Here is a 20,735-nt window from a genome sequence, read left to right as displayed (position 1 = left end):
TTATACTGTTCAAGAAATTAAACAATACTTAAACTATGTTTTCCCATTCGCTATTTGTGCAAAGTAGCTTTGTTGATAAAAAGGAGTCTAAATTGAAGAGACTGGTTGTAGACTTAGATGGAACACTGACTCAGGCAAATACATCAGACTACCGCAATGTACTTCCCCGCGAAGATGTCATCCAAAAACTTCGCGAGTATAAGAGCCAAGGCTTTGATATTACCATCTCAACGGCTCGTAATATGAGAACCTATGAAGGCAACGTGGGCAAAATCAACATTCACACTTTACCGATAATTACCGAATGGTTAGATAAACACAACGTTCCGTACGATGAGATCCTCGTTGGCAAGCCATGGTGCGGACACGATGGCTTTTATATTGATGATCGCGCGGTAAGGCCTTCTGAATTTGCGGATTTATCACGCGAACAAATCAATGAACTGCTCGAAAAGGAAAAAGCATGTTCCTGATTATGTCTGCGGCATACGTTGGCCAAGAACTCCAATCCGAGTTTGGAATGATTCCGCCAAGCTTTTTGCCTTTAGGAAATCGTAGACTGTTTCAGCATCAAGTTAAACTGGCACCGAAAGGGGTGAAAGTCTATCTTTCAATACCCGAGTCTTACCAAGTATCCAGTACAGACAAGAGATGGCTGGAAAGTGAAAATGTTGACGTGCTCGAGACTCCTGATGGCCTGTCTCTTGGTGCATCTTTGGTCGCAGCATTAAATCTTAGTGAGCATTCGCTAGATACACCGCTGCACGTATTGTTCGGTGATACACTTTTTACTGAACTACCTCGAGGCGATGACATAGTCGGCGTGTCCGATGTAACTGACAGCTACAATTGGGCGGTCGTCACCAATGATGACATGCAGTGGCTAAAGGATAGTCATAACCAAATTGAAAGCAACTCGCATAACGTCGTCAATGGCTACTTTAAGTTCAGCTCACCAAGGCAGTTGATAAAATCGGTCACTCAGAGCAATTGGAATTTCCTCAACGGTCTAAATCGCTACCATAAGCAGGTAGGGCTTACGCCTGCATTCTCAAACCATTGGCTCGATTTTGGGCATGTGAACACCTACTATCGTTCTAAAGCTTCGTTTACCACTCAGAGAGCCTTTAATGAGCTAAAGATAAACTCGAGCTGGGTGGAGAAATCTTCTGTTAAAAGTCATAAGATTGCAGCAGAAGCGAACTGGTTTGCTAAGCTTCCCTTTTCTTTAAGAGGGTTCATACCCCAGTTTTTAGGAAGTACAGTAGAAAGCAACCAAGTATCTTATCGCTTAGAGTACCTCCATCAAACCGCGCTGAACGAACTTTATGTATTTAGTGATTTACCTCCTGCAATTTGGGAGAAGATCCTTTTGGGCTCGATTGAGTTCTTAAAGAGCTGTTTAAAAGAGCACGCTCCAGCCGATACCTCCGCCAATCACTTAAATGAGCTTTTCGGGAACAAAACCGCCGTAAGACTAAATGAATATTGCGCGGATAATGGCATAAAACTAACAGATAAGTGGCAATTTAATAACGAACCTCCCGTTTCGTTAACCGAAGTATTGAGCCACAGTAGTCAACACCTTCCTTGTAATATAGGTTGGCCAAGTTCGGTTCTACACGGGGATTTCTGCTTTAGTAATATTCTATATGATTTCCGCGCAGCTCGAATCAAAACCATAGATCCGAGAGGGATGACACCTGATGGTACCTTGACCATTTACGGAGACATCCGCTACGACATTGCTAAGCTTAGCCACTCGATATTGGGGATGTATGACTGGATTATTGCTGGATATTACGATGTTGAAATAGAACAAGACCAGATCCATTTTCACATTGATGAGCCCGCCAGACACAAAACCATTCAACAACGCTTTATCGAGCTAATTGCTGATGAGTTCGATATCTCTGCCGTTTCCTTGATGGCAATGCAAATCCAACTGTTTCTGTCGATGCTTCCTCTGCATAACGATGACAAAAAACGCCAGCAAGCATTGTTTTCCAATGCCTTTAGGCTGTTTTTCCTAATGAAAAGGCTAGAAAAATGATAGTAATTCCCATGGCTGGTATGAGTTCGCGCTTTTTTAAAGCCGGTTATGACAAGCCAAAATATATGTTAATGGCACATGGAAAAACCTTGTTTGATCATGCTGTCGAAAGCTTCTCTCTCTACTTTAAAAGCGAACACTTTCTATTTATTGTTCGTAATGTTTACGACACTCCAGCATTTGTTGAACAACAAGCGAATACTCTCGGCATCTCTAACTTCGATATCGTCATTTTAAATGATGAAACGCGCGGGCAAGCTGAAACGGTAACCTTGGGGCTTGAAAAATGGAAAGCGTCTCAGCAGAGCTCAAAAGATCAGACGCTCACCATTTTTAATATTGATACCTTTAGACCAAACTTCGAATTTCCTGATCTCAACACGCTAGGGGATGGGTACCTTGAGGTATTTAGAGGCAAGGGAGACAACTGGTCATTTGCCAAGCCTATCTCCGATGACAGTACAGAGGTCGTTCAAACGGCAGAAAAAAATCCAATCTCAGATCTTTGTTGTACTGGCCTCTACCACTTCCATTCCTTAGAACAGTATCTTGAGGCTTACTATCACTACTTGACCAAGCCTCAAGAGCAATGGGAAAAAGGTGAGCTCTATGTCGCGCCTTTGTATAACGAACTCATTCAAGCATCGCGAAAGATTCACTATCACTTGATTCCTAGAGAAGAGGTGATTTTTTGCGGAGTACCTTCAGAATATAGTGATTTTCTAAAGCATGACGCTTAGTGGGGGTATTATCGTGATTGATGATTCTGACATTACATTCGTTGTCCAGGGACCAGTGCAACAAACTCCAGGCAGAGAACAAATCGAAGGCATCACCCAGCGCTGCTTAGCATCGATTCGTCAGTTCTTTCCCAGTTCGACGATCATTTTGTCTACTTGGGAAAATCAGCCTATTGAAGGTCTGGATTATGATGTTCTGGTCGAGTCCGTCGACCCTGGCTCGAATAAGGTGTTTAATGATGGCACCCCGTTAGTTCTGAACAACAACCGTCAACTCAAGAGCTCGAACGCCGGATTGGCAGCGGTTTCCTCACGATATGCCGTTAAGCTTCGTAGCGACAATTTGCTCTCAGGCCGAGCGTTTGTTGACACTTACTGTAAGTACTACGATCTGCCTCGTGCAGCAAAGTTTCAATACTTTAAGCAAAGAATAATCACCTCAAGTGCGTTCTTTATTGGCTCTCACTATGGAAAAACTGTGCATTTCCATAAAAGTGATTTGTTTGACTTTGGACTGACGGAAGACCTACTCAAAGTATGGCCTAATAAACCAATACCGGAGATTCACTTCGAACTTAACTCAGGTAAAAAGCAACGCTACCCTGCAACTGAGCAATTTCTTACCCTATCATGGTTAAGTGACTTGCTTGGGGAACCACTGCATATCAACAGCAAGGCCGATGATAGTGCTAATCTACCGTCAACATTTTGGGGAGACTTTATTGCCAACAATATTATTGTGGACACCCCGGAAGCATTGCAATTGGATGTCACGGAGAGATTTTACCAACGGGGTAACCTCTCACTAGAATACGATCTAGAAGATTGGCTGGCACTAAACCATGGTTCAAAACCAAAGCTCGATAAAAAAAGGGCTGAGCGTGCATTCAAGCAATTTTGCGGACGTATTGCTCGCCGCCTTCCTTAAGCTGCCATTCAATGTGTTTGGCTCATACGTGAGTTGATACAGGCATGATAAAGACTTCATGAGTAATAATAATCCTATTACTCATGAAGTCTGAACAGTCAATTACTTTCCTAGCTCATATCCTTTCAATAATTCATCAAAATCCTCTAACTGCCAGTGGATTTGGTAACGCCCTAACTCTTTTTCAAAAGAACGTTTTAGACGGCTGAGGTTATCTTGCTTCCAGCTCTCACCGGGCTGCTCAGCGCATTTATCAAAATCGATAATCCAAACTTTGTTTTGATCATCAATGAGTAGGTTATGAATATTGAGATCGGTATGGTTGACCCCCACATCATGCATTGCTCGTATTTCTGCACCGATTCGATGATACGCCAGTTTCTCTAGCGCACCTGATTGCAAAATAGCGACAAGATCTTGTGCATTCGCAATCTTTTCACTCAAAAGATCAGCGCGATAGTACAGTCCACTGCGCACAGCCATTGCCGCGAGCGGGCGTGGGACATTGACGTCTGCCTCAATCAGCTTGCTTAGCAATGAGAACTCCCGAAAACTACGCGTATTGTGCCAACCATTAAACCAATATTGGTCACGCACTAGCTTGCCAAATAGTCCACCGCGACGATAGTGCCGTAACGCCGCCGGTAAATGTTCGGTCTCCACAAACCAAGTGGTACCACGACCTTGAGCACTGCCGAGTACCTTGTCTTGTTTCTGCCAGTAATCCGAGCAAAAAAGCTGCTCATCTGGCGCAGAGATAAAGGTGCTGTCATACCAGATCATGGTATTGGGATTGGGGGATACTTGTTGCACTGGGTCTCCGAAGCCGAGTAGATAATAGGTGGTTAGATACCTAATCTAACCATTTATTCATGCCATTGCGACAATAAGCAGCGGTGGTATTCAGTTTTTGCTGTTTAAGTTGGGTCAGCGTTTCATCACCATCGTCTGCCTCTCGGATCGGATGTTCAAGATGGTAAACCACGGCTCGTCCTAGAGAGCTATGCGCCGTCACACCAACCAAGGATAAACGATGACTGAGATCAACGTCCTCCCCACCCCAGCCTAAGAAGTCCTCATCAAAACCATTGACCAACAGAAGGTCTTGGCGATCGACAGCAAAATTGGCGCCATAAGGCCATACTGTTTTCATTCGATTGAAGAAAGGCAGTAACCATGCAGGATAGCGGATTGCTTGCTCGATTTTCGACAGTTGCTTACGTATGGAGAGCCAAATCAACAACGAGGTTCTGTTTAACTCGATAATCGACGAGTCTCCATTTTTTAACCACTGGGTGATATCGGGGCCTAAATACACTCTTGGGCCTGTTACCAGTCTTTTGGGACGACTAGCGGCCTTATGATCGGCAACAAAACAGGGGTGTGGTATGCAATCACTGTCGGTGAAAATAATTCTCTCCGCTTGTGAGCTCGCCACAGCTTTATTGAGAATAACCGTTCGCCGAAAACCTTTATCTTCATGCCAGATATGACGAATTCTCAGCCCCTTCCGCTGAAACTCTTCAACAAGCTGCTCGATATCAGGTCCGGAACCGTCGTCCGCCACACAAATACCAAAGTCCTTATCCACCTGATTGAGATAACCAGATAAAGTCAGCTGTAGGACGTCGGCGTCGTTATAGGCCGACATAATCACTTCATACCGCATGGTAATAGAACATCATCCTTTAGAATCACTATTCAAAGAGTGACAGAGTTTAACAATTTGTAAAGTCTATCGTTTTAGGGCGGCGATTCTAGCACTGTGGCGAAATTTTACATTCTATTTTCTTCGCTGCATAATCGTTGCCAATCTATGACTGAATGCGCTGGCACTATGGCACTGTTTACCTCTCCACCACAATCGATTTGCATTCTTCGCCTCTCTGCTATTGGCGACGTGTGCAACACCATCGCTGCGGTACAAGCGATCCAAGCTCACTGGCCTAAGACTCAAATCACCTGGGTAACTGGCTCATTAGAAGCCAAGCTACTGAAAAGTATTCAAGGCGTCAATATCGTCGTATTTGACAAAAAAGCAGGCTGGCGTGGCTATCGCGATTTATGGCGCCAGCTCCATGGTCAACAATTTGATGCTCTACTTCACATGCAATATGCACTGCGCGCGAGCATCGCGACTTTGGGTATTAAAGCCAATTACAAATTAGGTTTTGATGCAGATCGAGCGCAAGATTTTCAGCAGTTATTCACCAACGTTAAAGTGCCTTCTCCGCAAAAAATGCATGTATTGGATGGCTTACTCGCTTTCAATGATACCCTCGGCATTCCTGCTGAATTTCCCAGTTGGCAGCTAAACTATAGTCAGCAGCACGCTGATTGGGTAGAGCCGCTTTTAGTGGGACAGCGAAATCTCATCATTGTTCCTGCCGCCAGCAAAGGCTATAAAAACTGGACGGCGGAAGGTTATGTTGCTGTGATTAATCATGCCGTTGAGAAGGGATGGAAGGTCATCTTGGCAGGTAGCCCTGCCGCGATTGAAGTGGAGCTTGGCGCGAAAATCGAAGCTTTGTGCTCTCACACAATCACCAACGTCATTGGTCAAAGTAGCCTGATGCAGATGCTGGCTCTGCTTGATATGGGTGATTTGGTGATTGCACCAGATACGGGACCAACCCACATGGCTAATGCAATGCAGACACCGGTGATCGGTTTGTATGCTCACCATAATCCACAGCGCACTGGCCCGTATCGTTATTTGGATTATGTGGTGTCGGCTTATGAAGAAGCGATTGTCGCTGAAACGGGGAAAGCCAGCCGTGAGCTTGAATGGCGTGCACGGGTTAAAGACAAGCATGCTATGCAGCGCATTAAAGCTGAAAGCGTGGTTGCGATGTTTGACCATGTGGTGAAATCAGAAGCGCTTCAATAGAGTAACAAGAAAAACAATCAACCAAGGATCATAACAGTGACCAAACCAACACTTGCTGTCGCGCTGATAGTAAAAAATGAATCAAAGCATCTACGCGCTTGCCTAGAGACAGTGCAAGGCTGGGTGGATGAAATTGTTATCTTAGACTCCGGCAGCAGCGATGATACAAAGGCTATTGCTGAAGAGATGGGTGCTAAGTTCTATACCAACAGTGATTGGCCTGGATTTGGCCGTCAGAGACAGTTCGCACAGAGTCATGTCCAATCAGACTTTGTGTTTTGGCTCGATGCCGATGAGCGCGTCACTCCAGAGCTCAAAGTTAGCATTTTGGAAGCGGTCAGTAAAAACGCTCCCACCACTATTTATCAGTTTGCCCGACTAAGTTGGGTATTTGGTCGCTTCATCAAACACTGTGGCTGGTATCCAGACAAAGTATTGCGCCTCTACCCGACTAAGCTCACGCAATACAATGACTCCTTAGTGCACGAAAAAGTCGAGACCGACAAGTCAATGACGATTGAAACCCTGCAAGGCGATCTTATCCATTACACCTATGACGACATTCACCACTACTTGGTGAAGTCTGCAGGTTATGCCAAGGCGTGGGCTGAACAAAGAGAAAAGCGAGGCAAGAAATCGAGCATTTCACAGGGTATTTTGCATGCTGTGGCCTGCTTTGTGAAAATGTACATCGTCAAAGCCGGATTCTTAGATGGTAAACAAGGCTTACTGCTATGTTTGCTATCGGCGCACTCCACATTCGTGAAATACGCCGATCTCTGGGTTAGGACAAGTACTGAGCCGCCCAAAGGTTGAGTTCTTGCGTCACTTTAGCAATATCGATGCGAGTCATGTTCTCTTGGCTCGCTTTGTCCTCGGCTTGAGGCGGTGAAAACGCCAAGTGACGTCCATCTGAATTAAGGGGTTTCCAGCGTAGTGGCGTTGCAGAGCGTTTAGCTGGGAAAAAACCTACGGTTGGCACATCAAGCGCAGCGGCGATATGCAAAGGCCCTGTTGAGCCGGCGATAAACAGACTGGCGCAGGCAAGCGAACAGGAAAAATCCACCAACCCATCATTTTTGTCATACACCACACTGTTTATCTGCTTCTCTGCCAACAGAACCTGCAGCTCCCTCGCCTTCTCTTCTTCGCCAGGCCCAGCGGTTAATACCACATTGAAATTGCCATCGATTCCAGCAACCAGATCAGAATACTGCTCAAGGGTGAGGTTATTGGCTGAACCGCCGCTTCCGGCATGCACAAAAATCCAAGGCAGCGCTTTATTTAGACCAAGCTCAACTGCTAATTTCTCTTTTTGCTTCGCTAGCGCATCAAGAGAGAAAGAGAAATACGGTGCGCGCGGCTCCACAATATCTATTGACTGGTCGGTGAGAAATGCACGAACAAGATCGAGGTTATACTCGTATTCTGGCTTGGCGCTTTGTGAGCGTTTTTGCTTGATGCGTCGATTATAGAAAAGCTGAGCAAACTTGGTCGCAGGCGCCAAACGGTACGGGATCTTCGCCTTCCACACTAACAGAGCGTTGTAAGTGGTTGAGAACAGGTTGATGGATGCATCAAACTTCGCGCCCTTTAGTGTTTGAACCAGATACTTTTGCGTGTGCTTGTCGGCGTTTTTACCGCAATCTACAATCACCTCATCAATCCACGGACAGGCTTTTGCCAGCGCCACGGTATAGCTAGGAACCAAGGCAGTGACTCGACAATCCGGCATCGATGCTTTAAGCATCGCGAAGCTTGGCCATGCCAACATAAAATCGCCTATCTTGTCGTTGCGAACCACCAGTATGTTTTTCATCTTTGCTCTCTTATCACCTAGCTGTTTGAGGATAATAGCAATTCATTGTGTTCTGGCAACCTCATTCCTAATAAACGCTGGAAAGTGCTACACTGACGCAAACTTTTAACAAGAGCCAATACCGTGACGAAAAAACGCCTATCTCGTGTGATTTATCCTGGTACCTTTGATCCCATAACCAATGGTCATTTAGATCTGATTGAACGTGCCTCAACCATGTTTGATGAAGTCATCATCGCCATTGCTGCCAGTCCAAGTAAAAACACCATGTTTACGCTCGATGAGCGCGTGCAATTCACCCGCGAAGTCACCAAGCACTTAGATAACGTTACGGCAAAAGGTTTTTCTGGTCTATTGGTTAACTTTGCCGAAGATGAAAAGGCCAATGTGCTGATCCGCGGCCTGCGCACGACGGTTGACTTCGAATACGAATTTGGTCTAACGAACATGTACCGCAGACTGCTACCAGGATTGGAAAGTGTGTTCCTTACACCAGCAGAAGAACATGCATTTATCTCTTCCACTTTAGTCCGCGAAGTCGCTATTCACGGAGGAGATGTTAGCCAATTTGTACCACCACTTATTGAGCAAGCACTACAAACGAAGAAGGTGGTGTAAGGTCATCCGGTATACACAAATTAACAATAGTTTGATTGCTATTTTATTGACCTACACTTGAAGAATGTGTGAGACTTCGAACGTTTTTTTGTTCGGCAAGATGATATAGCGTCGTCTTGCTCAGCATCGGCCTTACTATTTATCTCGGCCGCAGTCCCGCTTTTGGAGCATATGAAAATGATAAATAAACAGCGAACGCTGTGGTTCCTACTCATTGCCGCGTTGTTAATCCGTCTACTCTCGCTTGGATTCTATCCATTAATGGACACAACTGAATCACGCTATGGTGAGATGGCGCGAATGATGGTGGAAACTGGTAACTGGCTAACACCATTGTTTGACTATGGCGTTCCGTTTTGGGGTAAACCACCACTGTTCACGTGGATGAGTGCGGCTAGCGTTGAGCTCTTCGGGTTGTCAGAATTTACCTTGCGCTTACCACACTGGCTTGCTGGCGTTGTTGTGGTGGCTGGTGCTGCATGGTTTGCGAAGAAGAATGGCTACAACCCACTGGTTGCAGCTGTCGTTCTATCGACCACGCTGGTATTCTCAATCTCAGCGGGCGCTGTGATGACCGATATGGCGCTTACCTTAGGGCTTGCACTTGCCATGATTGGTTTCTACCAATGCTGGCGCGGTGAGACGCTTTGGGGCTATGTGGGCTTTATTGGTCTTGCTATTGGCCTGCTCGCAAAAGGGCCGGTGGCGATTGTGCTATTTGGTTTGGCGGTATTCCCATGGATGGTCATTCAACATGGGCTGATTGGCGCGTTTGTGGAGCTATGGCGTCGATTCCCGCTTATCAAGGGAACCTTGCTCATGCTAGCCATTGCGCTGCCTTGGTACATCATGGCAGAGCGCGCCACACCTGGATTTATCGATTACTTCATTGTGGGCGAGCACTACAAGCGCTTCGTCGAGCCAGGCTGGACGGGTGATCTTTATGGCTCGGGTCACGAGGAGCCGAAAGGTAAAATCTGGCTCTTCTGGTTACTGGCGGTATTACCGTGGTCACTCATTCTACCGGTACTCATGTTGGTACGCGCTAAGTTTGGCCTTGAGCAAGCAAAACAAAACCACGGTTTCACGAGCTTTGCGATCTGGTGGGCATTGTCACCGCTTATCTTGTTCACGGTTTCAAGCAATATTCTACCGACCTACGTACTACCAGGTACACCAGCGATTGGTCTATTGATTGCGATTTTCTGGAAGAATAAAGATACCATTTGGTTGACGATTGCTGCGCTTATCGTGCCCGTTGCGCTGATTGCGGCTACCTATATGCTATCTACGGGAAAAATTGCCGACAGTAGTGATAAGCACCTCATTCTCAGCTTGGATCCTGAAGTTAAAATCTTCTACGTATATCCACGCTCATACTCTGGTCAGTACTACAGTAATGGTCAGGCAAAGGTTCTGCGTACAGAAGAGCAACTTGAAGGGCTAGACCAATTCTATCTGATCGCCTTCAAAGACAGAATGACCCATGACTTCCCACGTTACCAAGAGCAATTTGATTGCAGTGATGTGATAGCTGAAAGCCACAACCGCGGCGCTATTCTGTGTAAAGTCAAACCGCAGCAATAAACCTCAATGACAAAAGTAAAAAAGGCCTGAATATTCAGGCCTTTTTTTGTATTCAAACACAGTTTGTTTTAATCAACTGTTACGAGTTATTAAATACCAAACTCCGCACGGTACGCTTTTACCGCTTCTAGATGCTCAGCGTTGCCGCCTTGCTCTTCTAGATAAGTAATTAGGTCTGTCAGACTTACGATTGAAATCACCGCACAGCCAAAGTCACGCTCAACTTCTTGAATCGCGGATAGCTCACCCTTGCCTTTTTCTTGGCGGTCAATCGCGACCAATACGCCCGCTAGGTCAGCGCCGTTGGCTTTGATGATTTCCATCGACTCACGAATCGCAGTGCCTGCGGTGATCACGTCGTCCACCAGCATAATACGGCCTTCGAGTGCACTACCTACGAGGTTGCCGCCTTCACCGTGATTTTTCGCTTCCTTACGGTTAAAACAGTATGGCGTGTCGATATCGTGGTGATCAGCAAGTGCTACCGCTGTTGTTGTTGCGATTGGGATGCCTTTGTAAGCTGGGCCAAATAGCACGTCAAACTCAATACCTGAGTCAGCCAGTGCTGCTGCGTAGAAGCGACCTAGACGAGCAAGGTCACGACCAGTATTGAAAAGCCCAGCGTTGAAGAAGTAAGGGCTTTTACGACCAGATTTAAGGGTAAACTCGCCAAATTTTAGGACTTCTTTCTCTAATGCAAATTCAATAAATTCACGCTGGTATGCTTTCATTTTATCTCTCTCGGTTGTTGTGTTTAGGTATGTTTGTTGCCATACCCCGGTAGACATGGTTCCATTCAAGGTTAGCGATCGCTTTAAGTAGATTCCTGCCTGCGCAGGAATAACGCGCCACTACTCTCAAAACTCGAGGTTTTCGTCACCCCTGCGCAGGCAGGGGTCTACTCAACGCGCTCACCAAGCCATATTTTGTCTTACTCAAAAAAATAGCCCCCTTACGGGAGCTATCAATCAATCTTCTAAAGCCAGCTTCTGAGCTGCTACGATCTCGGCAATGCCTTTGTTTGCTGACGCCAGTAGCGCCATCAACTCATCATGGCTGAACGGTTCGCCTTCTGCGGTGCCTTGGATTTCGATCATGCGACCATCTTCCGTCATGACCACATTCATATCCGTATCGGCTGCAGAATCTTCTGTGTACTCAAGGTCACACAAAATATCTTCACCAAGAATGCCCACAGAGACAGCGGCAACGTGGCCTTTCATTGGGTTCGCCTTTAGCTTGCCTTTCGCAACAAGGTGAGCAAACGCATCAGCCATTGCCACACTTGCGCCAGAAATAGAGGCAGTACGCGTGCCACCATCTGCTTGGATAACATCACAGTCTACCGTTACCATGACTTCACCCATGGCTTCTAGATCAACTACCGCGCGCAGACTGCGAGCGATTAGACGTTGGATTTCCATCGTACGGCCGCCTTGCTTACCGCTTGCTGCTTCACGACGCATTCTTGAGTGCGTCGAGCGTGGTAGCATGCCGTATTCTGCTGTCACCCAGCCTTTACCTTGGCCTTTTAGCCAACGAGGTACATTCTCTTCCACAGTGGCGTTACACAACACTTTGGTATTGCCGAACTCCACCAATACAGAACCTTCTGCATAAGCGGTGTAGTTGCGAGTAATTTTTATTGGGCGCACTTGGTCTGCTGCGCGATCATTTGGACGCATGGGCATTACCTTAATTAGGGAAGGAGTTAGGTTGGGCGAAGATTATAGCGGAGAACTGAAAAGGGGTCTAGGTTCTCTACCCTGCCCCCAATCACCAGATTACTTCTCTTCCCCCGCTGTGCTAACATGAGAACAGTTTGAACACATTTATTGAATCCAAGGGAATCATTTCATGATCTACAGCATGACCGCGTACGCGCGCAAAGAGGTCAAAGGTGACTGGGGTAGCGCAGTATGGGAAATCCGCTCTGTAAACCAACGTTATCTCGAAACATACTTCCGTCTTCCAGAGCAGTTCCGTGGTCTAGAGCCTGTACTTCGTGAGCGTTTTCGTAAGCGCCTGGCGCGCGGTAAGGTTGAATGTCATCTGCGTTTTGAAGCAAACCCAGCTGCGAAAGGTGAACTCAACATCAATGAGACACTGGCTAAGCAAGTGATTGGCGCAGCAAATCAAGTTATGGCGCTGACTGGCGAAGACAGCCGCATCAATCCATTCCAAGTAATGCAGTGGCCAGGTGTGATGGAAACACCAGAGCAAGATATGGACACCATCAACAAAGCGCTATTAGATGGTTTTGAAGGCGCACTAACGGATTTCATTGAAGCGCGTGGTCGTGAAGGCGACAACATGAAAGCGTTGATCGTACAGCGTCTTGATGCAATTACTGAAGAAGTCGTGAGAGTTCGTGCTCGCATGCCAGAAATTATTGAATGGCAACGTGAACGCCTATTGGGCAAATTTGAAGAGGCAAAAATCGAGCTAGATGCCTCTCGTGTTGAGCAAGAGTTGATTCTTCTAGCGCAAAAATCTGATGTAGCAGAAGAGCTAGACCGCCTTGACTCTCACGTTAAAGAAACCAATAGCATTATGAAAAAAGGTGGCGCCGTAGGCCGTCGTCTTGACTTTATGATGCAAGAGTTCAACCGCGAGTCGAACACCCTAGCCTCAAAATCTATCAGCACTGACATCACCGCTTCAGGCGTTGAGCTTAAAGTGTTGATTGAGCAAATGCGTGAGCAAATTCAGAATATTGAATAATTCTGTTGAATGATAAAAAAGCAGGCTGATGCCTAATGCCGATCAGTTAACAACTAAATGATCGGTTGAACGATCCATTCAAAGTGTCAAAATCCGAGTGTATTCAATGCACTCGGATTTTTTTTATGTTTTTAAGACAGGCTCTTAACCAAGTTCATCAATTCTCTGCAGAGCAACTTTCGGGTTTATCTGATCTGCTTTCTCCAGAACTCATTTCCCAGTGTTTGGAAGATACAGGAATTACGACTATTCGCAGACGAAGGTTACCAATGGAAATGATGGTTTGGAGTGTTGTTGGGATGTCTCTGTATCGCCATTTGTCCATGGAGAAGGTCGTCTCGAAGCTGGATATTCTTCTCCCAGGTAAGAAGCCATTTGTTGCTCCGAGTGCAGTAATTCAGGCAAGACAAAGGCTGGGCTCCGATGTCATGAAATCCGTCTTTACTCAAACGCAGAAACTATGGAATGACAAAACGCCCCACCCAGACTGGCATGGTTTAACACTTCATGCGGTCGACGGTGTAGTCTGGCGAACCCCTGATACTAAAGACAATGATGAGCGCTTCAGTCGAACTCGGAATCAAAAGTGCTCGTCCGAATACCCTCAGGTCCGAATGGTCTGCCATATGGAGCTGACAAGTCACCTTCTAAATAGTGCATCGTTCGACTCTACATCAAAGAGCGAAGTGGACTTAACTACGGAGCTCATTGAGCGCTCTCCCGACCATAGCCTAACTATCTTCGATAGAGGTTTTTACGCTCTAGGACTATTGCACCGTTGGCAGACAACAGGGTAGAGAGGCATTGGCTTATTCCAATGCGTAAAGGAGCTCAATACACAATGCTTCGCAAGTTAGGGCGTGGGCAAGAGTTGGTCGAATTAAAGCTATCCCCTCAAGCTAGGAAAAGTGGCACGATGCACCAGAAACACTGGAAGCTCGATTGATAACTAAGACTATTAAGGGTAAGGAGGTACGGTTGTTAACCTCGATGACTGACCCCTTGCGCTACCCAGGAAAAGACATCTCAGAGCTTTATGGACATCGATGGGAGATAGAGTTGGGTTATCGAGAGATGAAACAATATATGCTTCAAAACAACCTGACTCTAAGAAGCAAAAAGCCCGAACTAATAGAACAAGAACTGTGGGGGATGCTGTTGGCCTATAACTTACTTCGGTTCTTAATGTGCCAAATGGCCTACGACCAAAACAAGGTAATGCCTTACCAGATAGGCTTTAAACAAGCTTCGTTGTTCTTAATAGGACAGTTACAACTCCTTCCTGCCGTCGCACCTGGAAGAATCCCGGAGGTGATGAACTATATCCTAGATATGGCTGAGAGTTTTACGTTGCCAGAAAGGCGAGATAGGAGCTATCCAAGAGCGGTAAAAAGAAGGCCCAGTCGCTATGCGACTAGGCCTTCTAAAAGGTGTTAGCTTCTTAACTTACAAGCATTAAGGCTGATGCCTGCTTTTTTATTGCTTGAATATTTCCCGCACTAAAATAGCTGTCACTCCTGCGCAGGCAGGAGTCTACTCAACACGCACACCAAGCCTCAATTAGATTTCTGCCTACGCAGGAATGACGGCGCTGTGGGGGGTAGTATTCCGATTATTAGTGACTACAACAACACCAAGTAAGTCATAAACAGCGCCGACAACACATAGATCACCGGGTGAACCTCTTTGCCCTTACCTGCCACAACCATACTAAACGCATAGCTAATAAAGCCCATTGCCATGCCGTTTGCAGGAGAGAAGCTCAGCACGGTAAACATGATGGTAAAGAAGGCAGCAATGCGAGACTCTTTCTTATCCCACTTGATATCCCCTAAGCGGCCAATCATGTAAATGCCTACCACCACCATTGCTGGCGCCACCATGGCCGCTGAGAACAAGGAGAATAGCGGGTAAAGGAACAGTGACACAAAGAACAAGCCTGCTACCACAACCGCCGCGAGACCAGTTCTCGCACCTTGAGAAGAGGCAATGCCCGATTCAGAGAATGCCGTTACCGACGTTGTGCCAAGCAGCGAACCCATCACAGTGCCACCTGCGTCAGCGACGAGTGCTGAGCGCGCATTTGGCACCTTGCCATCTTTGTCGATGATGCCTGCATCGCGGCCCACGCCCACTATCGTGCTCAATCCATCAAAGAAGTCGACAATCAAGAAGATAATAACGATAAACAGCAAGTCGAACATCTTCTCTGCCGTTAGGCCAGAAAAATCAAAGATCGCACCAAAGCTACCAGCCATGCTTGGCGGCATTGCCACAAGCTGTTCTGGAATTGGTGCGTTTGCCGTGCCCATAAAAGTGTCGGCAAGGATAGTCAAAATAATAGCGGAGATGAATGAGATAAATGTCGCCAGCTTGATATCGCGAACCATACAACCAAGCGCAATAAAAATACTGATGTAAGCGATCATGACCTGAGGGTTTAGAATATCGCCCATACTCACCAAAATGATTGGGTTTGAAACGATGATACCTGCGTTCTTAAGACCCAAGAACGCAATAAACAAACCGAGTGAAACCGTAATCGCCAACTTGAGGTCTTCTGGAATCGACTCAATCATCGCCTTACGGATCTTAGTCATCGATAAAATCAAATAGATGATGCCTGAGAAAAAGATGCCAAGCAGTGCCTCATGCCAAACCAGCGCTACCGAACCACTTAACAGCATGCCTTTGAAAAAGCCGTTCATGCTCATACCAGGAGCAAGCATCACCGGATAGTTGCCAAACACACCCATAATCAGCGTCGCAAACGCCGCCGCCAGCGCCGTTGCGGTAAATACTGCACCGCGATCCATACCAGGAATATCGCCCAAAATAGCCGGATTGACCGCCAAAATGTAGCTCATCGCTAGAAAGGTAATAAAGCCTGCGTACACCTCAGTGCCAATCGTAGACTTACGCTCACTCACCTTGAAGGTCGCTTCGATAAAGGAAGGGTTGGTCTGTCTCTGACCCGCTAATTCTGCACTCACAGTGGTACCTTTTAAGATAGAAAACACGCCGACGCAAACGTATGCGCAATAAGAATATTGGCGCGAATTCTAATTGCTGACAGGAATAAATCAACACTTTTCGAACTAGCTTCAAAGCCTTACAAAACAACACCTTGATAAATAAGCAAACGTTTGCCACTTATGTCTTATTGAATTCATAAAAAACGCAAATATCGGAACCTAGCAGTTCGTCTCCTATACTGCTGAAATACGCTAAGAAACAGGATGGGCATGCATGCCAACCGCGATACGTAACTTAACCCTGAGAACCCAAACATCATTGATTGTATTAGGGTTACTCATCGTTGTTCTAACCATGAGCTATCAAGTGATCCGCTCACTCGTGGATAGAAATGCGGAGGCCACCAAAACCATCGAACTTCTCAACGTCGCTCATTCGCTTGATAACATTGCTCACCACTTTGCTGTCGAGCGCGGGCTATCTGAAGGTTATAAATCTAATCTAGATGAAACCACCAAACAAAAACTCATTACGGCAAGAGCGCAAGCCGATAAAGCAAGCGAGCAATGGCGGAGCTTATCCAGCAAGCACAGCGACATCGAACAGGCTTTCAGTGAGCAAATTCAATTACTTGATCGTGCTATTGAGCATACCGTGATGGTAAGGGAGTTCGTTGATCATGGTGTCGGCGAATATTCCTTCAAGCACTACTCAGGGCTTATCGAGCAAGCATTAACTATTTATGATGCCCTTGTCAGTTCTATCGAATCCCCAGACTTAGTTGATGATTTACTGCATCATGTCCATTTGCTTTGGCTCAAAGAGCGCGCAGGGCAATCTCGCGGCATTCTCAATGGTATTTTTGCAGCGCCTGAGCAAGCCATCTCAAACGATAAGATGATCGATGCGGGTTATTACATTCGAAGTTTCGATTGGAATCTGCGCTTACTGCGTCAACATGCGCCAGAGTCCCTCTACATGCCTATTATCAATTGGGGTGTCCATAAGCAAATTGATGACATTGAATCAACGTTCGTCACATCAGGAACACTTGAGGATGGGCTTGAGGATATTACCCCCGAGTTTTGGTTCCCATTAGCGACACAGCGAATCGAACGGATCCGCTCGATTCTCGATTTACAAAATCAGCAAATATCTCAACAAGCGATGCAGACCGTATTGAACACAAATCGCAATTTAGTGCTTGGTGCACTTGGTCTGGCTCTGGCCATCATTTGTTTAGTGGTGTTGCTTTTTATGTCTCGGCAGTTGGTGCAAAGATTAGAAGCTTTACTAGACGCCACCAAACATGTAGGTCAAGGCGATTACAAAATATCACTCCCTCAGCACCACTTTAATCAAACCGATGAAATCAGCCGCCTGAGTACCGGCTTTATTAATATGGCGGATTCCTTAGCCCTCAAAGAGCAACAAATGCTTGAACATAACCAGCAACTACAACAAGCAACGGAAGAAGCACGTTCGGCGGCGCACGCAAAAAGCGAGTTTCTCTCTACCATGAGTCATGAAATCCGCACTCCAATGAATGGGGTGATTGGTATGACTGACCTGCTGCTCGATACCGAACTTGATGAGCAGCAATTCAAGCTTGCCCGAACGTCAAGAGACAGCGCTGAGTCTCTGCTGGCAATCATCAATGATATTCTGGATTTTTCTAAGTTTGAAGCTGGCAAAATCGACCTAGAGCAGTTGGAATTTAACCTCGTTGAACTTATCGAAGACATTGGCGCGACGCTCTACCTAGGTGCCTCTCAAAAGAAACTGGAGTTAATCTGCCCTGCCAATCCAGTACTCTCTCAATGGCACATTGGCGATCCGGGACGCATTAGACAAATTCTCGTCAACCTGATTGGTAACGCAGTGAAATTCACCGAACAAGGTCAAGTGGCCGTTTATGTTTCTGTCCAACCAAAAAATGAACAGATCGACAGCGTAAAGTTCTCTGTGGTCGATTCGGGGATCGGTATCGAGAAAGCCCATCAAGACAAACTGTTTGATAAGTTTACCCAAGCCGACAGTTCCACCACCCGAAAATATGGCGGTACAGGTTTAGGGCTATCAATAAGTAAAAAGCTGGTTGAACTTATGGGTGGTGAGATTGGCGTTCACAGCGAAATTGGCGAAGGTTCAACCTTCTGGTTTGAAGTACCGCTGCCCCATCTGGCCGAAAAAGATGTTCACTATGCCCCTAAAGGGGATCTCAAGCAGCAACGTATCTTGGTGGTGGATGACAACCCGATTAATAGGCAATTGGTGGGGCAACTGCTTTCTAACTGGGCTATCGAATATCAACAGGCCAGCTCTGCCCAAGAAGCGATGTCCATGCTCACGAAGGCGTATGACACTGGTGCTCCCTACTCCATTGCCATCCTTGACTATGAGATGCCACAGACTAACGGTATCCAATTGGCACGCGGCATTAAAGCGGATGACAATTTGCGTTCAACCAGGCTGGTGATGCTCTCTTCCGTGGTGCAGCGAGGCGACATGAAATTGGTCAAGGACAACGGATTCAGCGCTTATCTCACCAAGCCGACACAACAAGCAGAGCTATTCGACGTTTTGTCTCGCGTTGCCGCGCTTGATGGGGTCGATGATCAAAGTATGCTGTTTATTACCAAGCACTCGCCGACTCAAGCACCTGAGTTTCATGCCCACGTGTTGGTTGTTGATGATATGAAGACCAATCAAGTGGTGGTCAAATCGCTACTGTCTAAATTTAAGGTCAGCGTCGACGTGGTAGAAAATGGTCAGCAAGCTCTCGATATCCTCCGTGAGCGCAGCTTTGACATTGTATTTATGGACTGCCAAATGCCTGTAATGGATGGTTTTGAAGCCACCACTATGATTCGCAAGCCCGAGAGCAAAGTAGTTGACCCCAATGTCACCATCATCGCCATGACCGCTAATGCTATGCAAGGGGATCGCGAGCGCTGCTTGGAAGTGGGGATGGATGACTACATCACCAAACCCATCAACTCAAAAATGCTCCTTGCGACACTGGAGAAATGGCTCACTACCACACGGCAATCTGCTTAGAAAGTTATCCACAAGACGGTTGAGTCTGCATCTAGGTTTGTGATACTCTTCGCCTCCATTTTTCTGGCCGAAATTTCAGCACTTCGGCCAGTGTGTTATCTAAAATAGAAGAAGGCACTGACCTGCTTCTATTCCTTCAACCCAAGAATGCGGACACTGACAAATGATTGGTAAAGGCACCCTTTATATCGTATCGGCTCCTAGCGGCGCTGGTAAATCGAGCCTAATTTCAGCGATGTTGGAAAAAAACCCAACCTACGCAATGAAGGTTTCAGTTTCTCACACCACTCGTGGCATGCGCCCTGGTGAAGAAGATGGCGTGCACTATCACTTCGTTGAAAAATCAGAGTTTGAATCACTGATCGCACAAGGCGCTTTCCTAGAGTATGCCGAAGTATTCGGTAACTACTACGGCACGTCTCGCCTGTGGATTGAAGAGACCCTAGATAAAGGCATCGATGTTTTCCTAGACATCGATTGGCAAGGCGCACGTCAAATCCGTGAGCAAATGCCTCAAGCGAAAAGCGTATTTATCCTACCGCCTTCAAACAGTGAGCTAGAACGCCGTTTGAACGTTCGCGGCCAAGATAGCAATGAAGTGATCGCAAAACGCATGAGCGAAGCAAAATCAGAAATGTCACACTACAACGAGTACGACTATGTTATCGTCAACGATGACTTTGATGGCGCACTGGTTGATTTTAAAGCCATTTTACGTGCTGAGCGCTTGAAACAAGACAAGCAAGCGGTGAAATATAAAGGTATGTTGGATGCGCTGCTAGCGGAGTAATGACTTCTCTAGCACAAACCAAGTTCAAGAAATATACCGTCATCCTCACGAAAGTGAGGATCTTTATCAGCAAGTATTGCGCTCAAGTAATGCGAGTCACTTGCCGCACGAGATCCCCTTTTTCAAAGGGATGACGAGTGTGCTACTTCGAAGGTAGCGCGCAATTAAAACCCAAGTAACAGTAGCTAAACGGATCATTTGTGATCTAGAATCTAAATGTAATAGCCTGTATACTTTCTCGTCATCAAAAATTTAGTTAACTATTGGAGTTCTTATGGCACGCGTAACTGTTCAAGACGCTGTTGAAAAAGTTGGTAACCGTTTCGACCTAGTTCTTATTTCGGCTCGCCGCGCACGTCAGATGCAAATCGGTGGTAAAGATGCACTAGTGCCAGAAGAAAATGATAAGCCAACGGTTATCGCTCTACGCGAAATCGAAGAAGGTTTGATCACAAAAGAAGTACTAGACGCACGCGAGCGTCAAGAGCAGCAAGAGCAAGAAGCTGCAGAACTAGCGGCAGTAAGCAGCATCGCTCACAACCGTTAATTC

The 20,735-nt window shown here is 46.3% G+C and carries 18 protein-coding genes and 1 pseudogene; 13 read left to right on the top strand and 6 right to left on the bottom strand.

From position 1 onward, the window contains the following. Positions 1–92: 92 nt before the first annotated feature. The 4 genes from PG915_RS01785 to PG915_RS01770 are packed head-to-tail and all read left to right on the top strand — an operon-like array spanning position 93 to position 3,721. Complete coding sequence (locus tag PG915_RS01785; RefSeq protein ID WP_353497617.1) at positions 93–473, top strand: HAD-IIIC family phosphatase; 381 nt, start codon at positions 93–95, stop codon at positions 471–473. After that, complete coding sequence (locus PG915_RS01780) at positions 464–2,053, top strand: capsular biosynthesis protein (protein ID WP_353497616.1); 1,590 nt, start codon at positions 464–466, stop codon at positions 2,051–2,053. Before PG915_RS01785 ends, PG915_RS01780 begins: the two co-directional genes overlap by 10 nt. After that, the gene (locus tag PG915_RS01775; protein WP_353497615.1) at positions 2,050–2,793 is read left to right on the top strand and encodes a glycosyltransferase family 2 protein; all 744 of its coding nucleotides are present in this window, start codon (positions 2,050–2,052) and stop codon (positions 2,791–2,793) included. Before PG915_RS01780 ends, PG915_RS01775 begins: the two co-directional genes overlap by 4 nt. Before the next feature lie 7 nt (positions 2,794–2,800). Further along, entirely contained in the window at positions 2,801–3,721 is a 921-nt protein-coding gene (locus PG915_RS01770) for a WavE lipopolysaccharide synthesis family protein (protein ID WP_353498644.1), read from the top strand. Between the two features lie 102 nt (positions 3,722–3,823). Here the strand turns inward: PG915_RS01770 and PG915_RS01765 are convergent, their stop codons facing one another. Together PG915_RS01765 and PG915_RS01760 are read right to left on the bottom strand one after the other, a co-directional pair. Beyond that, the gene (locus PG915_RS01765) at positions 3,824–4,504 is read right to left on the bottom strand and encodes a 3-deoxy-D-manno-octulosonic acid kinase (protein WP_353498643.1); all 681 of its coding nucleotides are present in this window, start codon (positions 4,502–4,504) and stop codon (positions 3,824–3,826) included. Positions 4,505–4,574: 70 nt separating this feature from the next. Further along, the gene (locus tag PG915_RS01760) at positions 4,575–5,372 is read right to left on the bottom strand and encodes a glycosyltransferase (protein ID WP_353497614.1); all 798 of its coding nucleotides are present in this window, start codon (positions 5,370–5,372) and stop codon (positions 4,575–4,577) included. Between the two features lie 186 nt (positions 5,373–5,558). Here PG915_RS01760 and PG915_RS01755 point away from each other — a divergent pair, with 186 nt between their 5' ends. After that, positions 5,559–6,611 (top strand): glycosyltransferase family 9 protein, encoded by a 1,053-nt coding sequence (locus tag PG915_RS01755; RefSeq protein WP_353498642.1) that lies wholly within the window; start codon positions 5,559–5,561, stop codon positions 6,609–6,611. A gap of 30 nt (positions 6,612–6,641) precedes the next feature. After that, complete coding sequence (locus PG915_RS01750; protein WP_353498641.1) at positions 6,642–7,427, top strand: glycosyltransferase family 2 protein; 786 nt, start codon at positions 6,642–6,644, stop codon at positions 7,425–7,427. On the opposite strand, the gene PG915_RS01745 is transcribed toward PG915_RS01750, so the two are convergent. Beyond that, on the bottom strand, positions 7,396–8,430 hold the full coding sequence (locus PG915_RS01745; RefSeq protein WP_353497613.1) for a glycosyltransferase family 9 protein: 1,035 nt from the start codon (positions 8,428–8,430) through the stop codon (positions 7,396–7,398). The two genes, PG915_RS01750 and PG915_RS01745, sit on opposite strands and share 32 nt — an antisense overlap. A gap of 123 nt (positions 8,431–8,553) precedes the next feature. Between PG915_RS01745 and coaD the strand changes: the two genes are divergently transcribed. Beyond that, entirely contained in the window at positions 8,554–9,048 is a 495-nt protein-coding gene (gene coaD / locus PG915_RS01740) for a pantetheine-phosphate adenylyltransferase (RefSeq protein WP_112478478.1), read from the top strand. A gap of 180 nt (positions 9,049–9,228) precedes the next feature. Next, positions 9,229–10,635, top strand: coding sequence for an ArnT family glycosyltransferase (locus tag PG915_RS01735; RefSeq protein ID WP_353498640.1), 1,407 nt, complete (start codon positions 9,229–9,231; stop codon positions 10,633–10,635). Between the two features lie 89 nt (positions 10,636–10,724). Here the strand turns inward: PG915_RS01735 and pyrE are convergent, their stop codons facing one another. Next, entirely contained in the window at positions 10,725–11,366 is a 642-nt protein-coding gene (gene pyrE, locus PG915_RS01730) for an orotate phosphoribosyltransferase (protein WP_353497612.1), read from the bottom strand. A 237-nt stretch (positions 11,367–11,603) separates the two neighbouring features. Beyond that, entirely contained in the window at positions 11,604–12,320 is a 717-nt protein-coding gene (rph, locus tag PG915_RS01725; protein WP_353497611.1) for a ribonuclease PH, read from the bottom strand. Between the two features lie 172 nt (positions 12,321–12,492). On the opposite strand from rph, the gene PG915_RS01720 reads away from it, so the two are divergent. Beyond that, positions 12,493–13,359, top strand: a complete 867-nt coding sequence (locus tag PG915_RS01720) for a YicC/YloC family endoribonuclease (protein WP_353497610.1) — start codon at positions 12,493–12,495, stop codon at positions 13,357–13,359. Positions 13,360–13,484: 125 nt separating this feature from the next. Further along, positions 13,485–14,796 (top strand): annotated as a pseudogene (locus tag PG915_RS01715) (IS4 family transposase). Between the two features lie 185 nt (positions 14,797–14,981). Here the strand turns inward: PG915_RS01715 and PG915_RS01710 are convergent. Continuing rightward, positions 14,982–16,352, bottom strand: a complete 1,371-nt coding sequence (locus tag PG915_RS01710) for an NCS2 family permease (protein WP_353497609.1) — start codon at positions 16,350–16,352, stop codon at positions 14,982–14,984. A gap of 256 nt (positions 16,353–16,608) precedes the next feature. Between PG915_RS01710 and PG915_RS01705 the strand changes: the two genes are divergently transcribed. From PG915_RS01705 to rpoZ, 3 genes are all read left to right on the top strand, one after another. Continuing rightward, the gene (locus PG915_RS01705; protein ID WP_353497608.1) at positions 16,609–19,395 is read left to right on the top strand and encodes a response regulator; all 2,787 of its coding nucleotides are present in this window, start codon (positions 16,609–16,611) and stop codon (positions 19,393–19,395) included. Between the two features lie 166 nt (positions 19,396–19,561). Next, on the top strand, positions 19,562–20,185 hold the full coding sequence (gene gmk, locus PG915_RS01700; protein WP_353498639.1) for a guanylate kinase: 624 nt from the start codon (positions 19,562–19,564) through the stop codon (positions 20,183–20,185). A gap of 274 nt (positions 20,186–20,459) precedes the next feature. Next, positions 20,460–20,732, top strand: coding sequence for a DNA-directed RNA polymerase subunit omega (rpoZ, locus tag PG915_RS01695; protein WP_006071268.1), 273 nt, complete (start codon positions 20,460–20,462; stop codon positions 20,730–20,732). Positions 20,733–20,735 lie beyond the last annotated feature (3 nt).

The sequence above is a fragment of the Vibrio sp. CB1-14 genome (genome assembly GCF_040412085.2).
GTDB classification, from domain to species: Bacteria; Pseudomonadota; Gammaproteobacteria; order Enterobacterales; family Vibrionaceae; genus Vibrio; species Vibrio chaetopteri.
The sequence above is the reverse complement of the archived record's forward strand: the minus strand, read 5'-3'. Positions and strand labels throughout refer to the sequence as shown.